Origin of the sequence: Kineococcus glutinatus, assembly GCF_039542765.1 — a bacterium.
Lineage (GTDB): Bacteria > Actinomycetota > Actinomycetes > Actinomycetales > Kineococcaceae > Kineococcus_A > Kineococcus_A glutinatus.
This window is the reverse complement of sequence record NZ_BAABIL010000125.1, coordinates 1-5,058: the sequence shown is the minus strand read 5'-3', so window position 1 is coordinate 5,058 and position 5,058 is coordinate 1. Positions and strand designations below refer to the sequence as shown.

Below are 5,058 nucleotides of genomic sequence, written 5' to 3'. Positions count from 1 at the left end.
GGGTCCGCCGCCCCGCTGGACGGGGGCGGCGCCGCCGCCGCGCGCCCGGACGAGCGGGTCATCGAGGCGGTGCGCACGGCGGTGCGGGCGGCGCCGCTGCCGCTGGTCACCGCCGCTGCGGCGCAGGCCGCCCTCGCGGTGGACCCGACGCTCTCGGAGCGGGGCTGGGGCGGGGCGGGCAAGTTCGTCGGTTTCCTCTCCGCGTACCTGCCCGAGCTGCGCTACGTGCGCCAGCCCTCCCCGGGGTACGTGTACGACCCCGGCCGGCACACCGACGCCGACGTCCCGGTGGGGGTGTCGGAGCTGGCCCGCGGCGACCTGCCCCCGCTGCCCGCGCAGGTGTGCCTGGTGACGAACGCGCCGCCGCTGACGAGCGCGCAGTACGCCGTGCTGTTCGAGGAGCTCGCCGCGGACCTGGAGGCCAACGGGTTCGACGCCGGGACCGTGAAGCGGGTGCGCGACCGCGCCCACCTGCGCGAGCAGCCCATCCGGCGCGCCAACGTCTCCGCGGTCGTGCAGGGCCTGGTGTACGAGGGGGTCCGGCCCGAGCCGGGGATGTCCCCGCGCGAACTGGCGGCGGCGTGGCTGACGGCGCTGCGGGAGCTGTGCGCCAGCGCGCAGCTGCAGCTGGAACCGGCCGAGGTGGGCGAGCTGGAGGAGTGGATCCTCGGGGGGTTGCGCACCACCTGAGCGCCCCACCACGCCGCCGCCCCGCCGCGCAGTGCGTCAGCCGCGCAGCAGCTCGGCGGTGAGCTGCTCGGCGCTGCGGGGTCGCGCGTGCAGGAACCCCTGGGTGTAGTCGCAGCCCAGCTCCACCAGCGTCGCAAGCTGCTCGCGGGTCTCCACGCCCTCGGCCAGCGTGGCGATGCCGAGGCGCGGCGCCAGCGCCAGGACGGCCTCGACGATCGCGCGGGTGGCCGGTTGCCCCAGGGCGGCGGTGAACGCCAGGTCGAGCTTGAGCAGGTCGATGGGGAACTCCTGCAACCAGCTCAGCGCGGTGTTGCCGGCCCCGAAGTCGTCCAGCGCCACCCCGATGCCGTGGCCGCGGATGCGCTGCAGCAGCGAGCGCACGTGCGGCACGTCCTCGCCGAGCAGGCGCTCGCTGATCTCCAGGGTGAGCAGCGCCGGGTCGACGCCGTGGCGGTCGAGGAGTTCGCCGATGCCGCGCACCAGGCCGGGGTTGCGCACCTGGTGCCGGTCGAGGTTGACGAAGACCCGGGGCGGGGAGGGCAGCTGCCGCGACCACGTCGCGCACCGCCCGATCGCCTCCTGCAGCACCCGCGCGCACAGCACGGGCATGAGGCCGGCCTCCTCGGCGACGTGCAGGAACGCGCCGGGCGCCAGCAGCCCCCGCTCGGGGTGGTGCCAGCGCAGCAGCGCCTCCACCCCGGTGACCGCCCCGTCGCGGGTGCGCACGATCGGCTGCCAGTACAGCTCGAACTCCTCGCCCTCCAGCGCCCGGCGCAGGTCGCGCTCCACGGCGAGGCGTTCCACGAGGTGCTCGCGCAGCTCGGGGCGGAACACCTCCACGCGGTCGCGGCCGCGCCGCTTGGCCTCGTAGAGCGCGTGGTCGGCGTTGGACAGCAGCGAGTCCGGGGTGCCGTCGCCGGTGGTGGTGCTGACGCCCACGGAGAGGGTGACGTGCACGTCGGCGGCGTCGAGCGGGTAGCTGCCGGTGACGCCGGCGGTGAGGCGCTTGGCGAGGACGAGGGCGTCGTCGGGGTGGTGCAGGTCCTCGGCGAGGACGACGAACTCGTCGCCGCCGAAGCGGCAGACGGTGTCGGCCGGCCGCACGGCGGCCCGCAGCCGTCCGGTGACGGCGACGAGGAGCTGGTCGCCGGTGGGGTGGCCGTAGGCGTCGTTGACGTGCTTGAAGTGGTCGACGTCCACGACGAGCACGGCGAGGGCGTGCCCGGTGCGGGAGCCGCGGGCGATGGCGTGCTGCAGGGCCTCGGTGAGGTAGCGGCGGTTGGGCAGGCCGGTGAGGGAGTCGTGCACCGCCTGGTGGGCGAGCTGCTCGCGGGCCAGCCGCTCCTCGGTGACGTCGATCATGTTGAGCACCACGCCCGCCACCCCGGGCGTGTCGAGGTGGTTGCTCGCCCGGACGTCCAGCCACCGCGTCCGCCCGCCGGCGGCCACGACCCGGACGCGGTCGCGCAGCACCTCGCCGGGCGGCGCGGCGCAGGTGCGCTGGAACAGGTCCAGCGTCCGCTCCAGGTCCTGGGGCACGATGGGGTCGCCGTACCGCAGGTCCGTCACCGAGCGTCCGTCTTCGTTCTCCCCGAACAGCAGCCGGGTGGCCGCCGGGCTGGCGTAGGCCACGGAGCGGTCCGGCCGGACGATCGCGATCACGTCGCTGGAGTGCTCCACCAGGGTGCGGAAGCGCTGCTCGGTGGCCGTCCGCTCGGCCTCGGCCGCGCGGGCCGCGGTGACGTCGTTCCACACGACGACGAGCAGGTCCCCCACCCGGGTGCGGGTGACCTCGCCGACCCGCAGGCCGACCGGTTCCTCGAGGAACTCCTCCTCCCGGTGCACGGGACCGTCCGCCTCGAACGCGGCGCGGCTGAGCCCCAGCTGCCGCGCCAGCCGTTCCGGGCGCACCACCTCGGTGAGCCGGCGCCCCACGAGGTCGTGCCCGTGCCCGTCGGCCCAGCGGTCGTTGATCGCCAGCACGCGGAAGTCGGTGAGGTCGCCGGCCGCGTCGCGCACCGGTTCCAGCACGCTGACCATCGCGCTGCCGTGGGCGTCCAGCCCGGCCAGGACGGCGGCCAGCACGGCGGCGGCCGACGCGCCCGCGCCGGTCGCCGCCCCGTCCCCGCGCTCCCGGTCGGTCACCCCACGACGCTACTCCGCCCGGTCCCGGCCGCGGGTGGCACCCGCGGAACCCTGGGCGCGGCCCCGTCGCCGGTGGTAGGACTCGGGCATGGAGACCCGACGCCTGGGCCGGCTCGGCCACGCCAGCTCCGTCCTCGTCTACGGGGCGGCGGCCCTCGCGGAGGTCGACCAGGACACCGCCGACCGCTCGGTGCAGGAGGCGCTCGACGGCGGCATCAACCACTTCGACGTGGCCGCCAGCTACGGCGACGCGGAACTGCGCCTGGGCCCGTGGATGCCGCGCATCCGCGACCGGGTCTTCCTGGCCACCAAGACCGGCGAGCGCGACGCCGCGGCCGCCTACGCCCAGATCAACGCCTCCCTGCAGCGCCTGCGGACCGACCGCGTCGACCTGCTGCAGCTGCACGCCGTCTGCGACGGCGCCGACCTCGACGCCGTCACCCGCCCCGGCGGGGCGCTGGAGGGGGCCCTGCGCGCCCAGGAGGAGGGCCTCGTCGGCGCCGTCGGGATCACCGGCCACGGCCCGATCGCCGCGCAGACCCACCTGGAGGCGTTGCGGCGCTTCCCGTTCGCCACCGTCCTCACCCCGCTGAACCCGGTGCTGTGGCGGGACGCGGCCTGGCGCGAGGCCTGGACCGCGCTGGTGGCGGAGGTGCGCCGCCAGGACGCGGGGCTGCTCACCATCAAGGCCGTGGCGCGGCGCAACTGGCCCGGCCTGGCGCCGGGGCAGGACGCCTCCGGGCAGGCGTACAGCACCTGGTACGAGCCGTTCACCGACGACGAGCGGGTCCGCGCGGCGGTGTCCTGGGTCCTGGCCCACGAGGAGGTGGTGGGGCTGGCCACCGCGGGGGACGTGCGGCTGCTGGGGCCGTCGCTGCGCGCGGAGGCGCAGCGGGCCCCGGTGGCCGAGGCGGAGCAGGTGCTGGCCCGGGATCCGGCCTACGCCTCCCCGTTCGTCACGATGCCCTGGTGAGACGGGGCCGGGGGGTGCGGCCGTGGTGAGCGCCGAGCGGGTGCGCGCGCTGGTGGGGAGCGGCTAGGGGTGGGCGACGGGGTGGTGGACGAGCGCGGCCGGCTGCGCGTGATGACGCTGAACGCGCTGGCGCCCGGGCACGCCGACTGGCCGCACCGGCGGGAGGTGCTGCGCGAGCGCATCGCCGCGGTCGACCCGGACGTCCTGGCGCTGCAGGAGGTGCGCGCGCAGGACGTCGCGGACCTCGCCGGGCCGGGGCGCTCGGTCGTGGCGCACCGGGCGACGTCCGACGACGGGGTGGGGGCGGTGCTGACCAGCCGCTGGCCGCTGCGGCCGGTGCGCGAGGTGGACCTGCACGTGGACGACCGGGTCGGGCTGCCGTGGAGCGCGGCGGTCCTGGCCGAGGTGGAGGTGCCGGGCCCCGTGGGACCGGTGCTGCTGGTGCACCACAAGCCGACGTGGGAGCTGGGCCGGGCCCTGGAGCGCGAGCTGCAGGCGGTGCGGTGCGCGCGGGCGGTGGAGGAGGAGCTCGCCGGCCGCGGGCGGGCCGCACCGCGGCACGTGGTGCTGCTGGGCGACCTCGACGACCCGCCGGAGTCGGCGAGCGTCCGCTTCCTCACCGGCCGGCAGTCGCTGCACGGCACGAGCGTGGCCTACCGCGACGCCTGGGAGGTGACGTGGCCGGATGCGCCGGGGCACACGTTCACGCCGGCCAACCCGCTGGTGCGGGCCGGGGAGATGCCCACCGAGCTGGGGCGCCGCATCGACTACGTCCTGGTCCGCTGCGGCGCGCACGGGCCGAGCCTGGAGGTGGCGCGCTGCTTCCGGGTGCTGGACGCCGCGGTGGGCGGGGTCTGGGCGAGCGACCACTTCGGGGTCGTCGCCGACCTGCGCCTGCCGGCGCACCCGCCGGGTTCGTGGGCGCCGGCGGCGTCGCAGCCCGGCCTGCGGTGGATCTGAGCCCGACCTGATCGAGAGCCCGCCCGCGAAACCCCCGAGCACCCCAGGAGAACCCGTGCCCACCTCCCGCACCCGCGCGGCCGCCGCCGTCCTCGCGGTCGCCGCCCTCGCCTCCCCCGCGGCGCTGACGTCCGCCACCGCCTCCGAGCGGCCCGCGCAGCACACCCCCCGCACCACGTGGACCGGCTCGTTCGCGTCCTCGGTCACCCCGCCCGACGAGGCCGGCGCCCGCCCCGCCGTGCAGCGCTTCACCGACACCACGCTGCGGCAGGTCGTGCGCCTGTCCACCG

At 76.8% G+C, this 5,058-nt stretch carries 3 protein-coding genes and 2 pseudogenes; 4 read left to right on the top strand and 1 reads right to left on the bottom strand.

Features of this window, described 5'->3' with window-relative positions; all coding sequences use genetic code 11:
- Positions 1-690, top strand: a pseudogene (locus ABEB16_RS05705) (hypothetical protein); the annotation flags it as partial.
- Positions 691-726: 36 nt separating this feature from the next.
- Here the strand turns inward: ABEB16_RS05705 and ABEB16_RS05700 are convergent.
- Entirely contained in the window at positions 727-2,835 is a 2,109-nt protein-coding gene (locus ABEB16_RS05700; RefSeq protein WP_345711299.1) for a putative bifunctional diguanylate cyclase/phosphodiesterase, read from the bottom strand.
- An 88-nt stretch (positions 2,836-2,923) separates the two neighbouring features.
- On the opposite strand from ABEB16_RS05700, the gene ABEB16_RS05695 reads away from it, so the two are divergent.
- The 3 genes and pseudogenes from ABEB16_RS05695 to ABEB16_RS05685 form a co-directional block, all read left to right on the top strand.
- Entirely contained in the window at positions 2,924-3,808 is an 885-nt protein-coding gene (locus ABEB16_RS05695; RefSeq protein ID WP_345711298.1) for an aldo/keto reductase, read from the top strand.
- 69 nt (positions 3,809-3,877) lie between these two features.
- A complete protein-coding gene (locus ABEB16_RS05690; RefSeq protein WP_345711297.1) occupies positions 3,878-4,768 on the top strand; it encodes an endonuclease/exonuclease/phosphatase family protein in 891 nt (296 codons plus the stop codon).
- Between the two features lie 55 nt (positions 4,769-4,823).
- Positions 4,824-5,058: pseudogene (locus ABEB16_RS05685) on the top strand (hypothetical protein); the annotation flags it as partial.

Coding starts and splice junctions, on each gene's coding strand:
- ABEB16_RS05695 (WP_345711298.1), top strand. CDS start 2,924: ATGGAGACCCGACGCCTGGGCCGGCTCGGCCACGCCAGCTCCGTCCTC.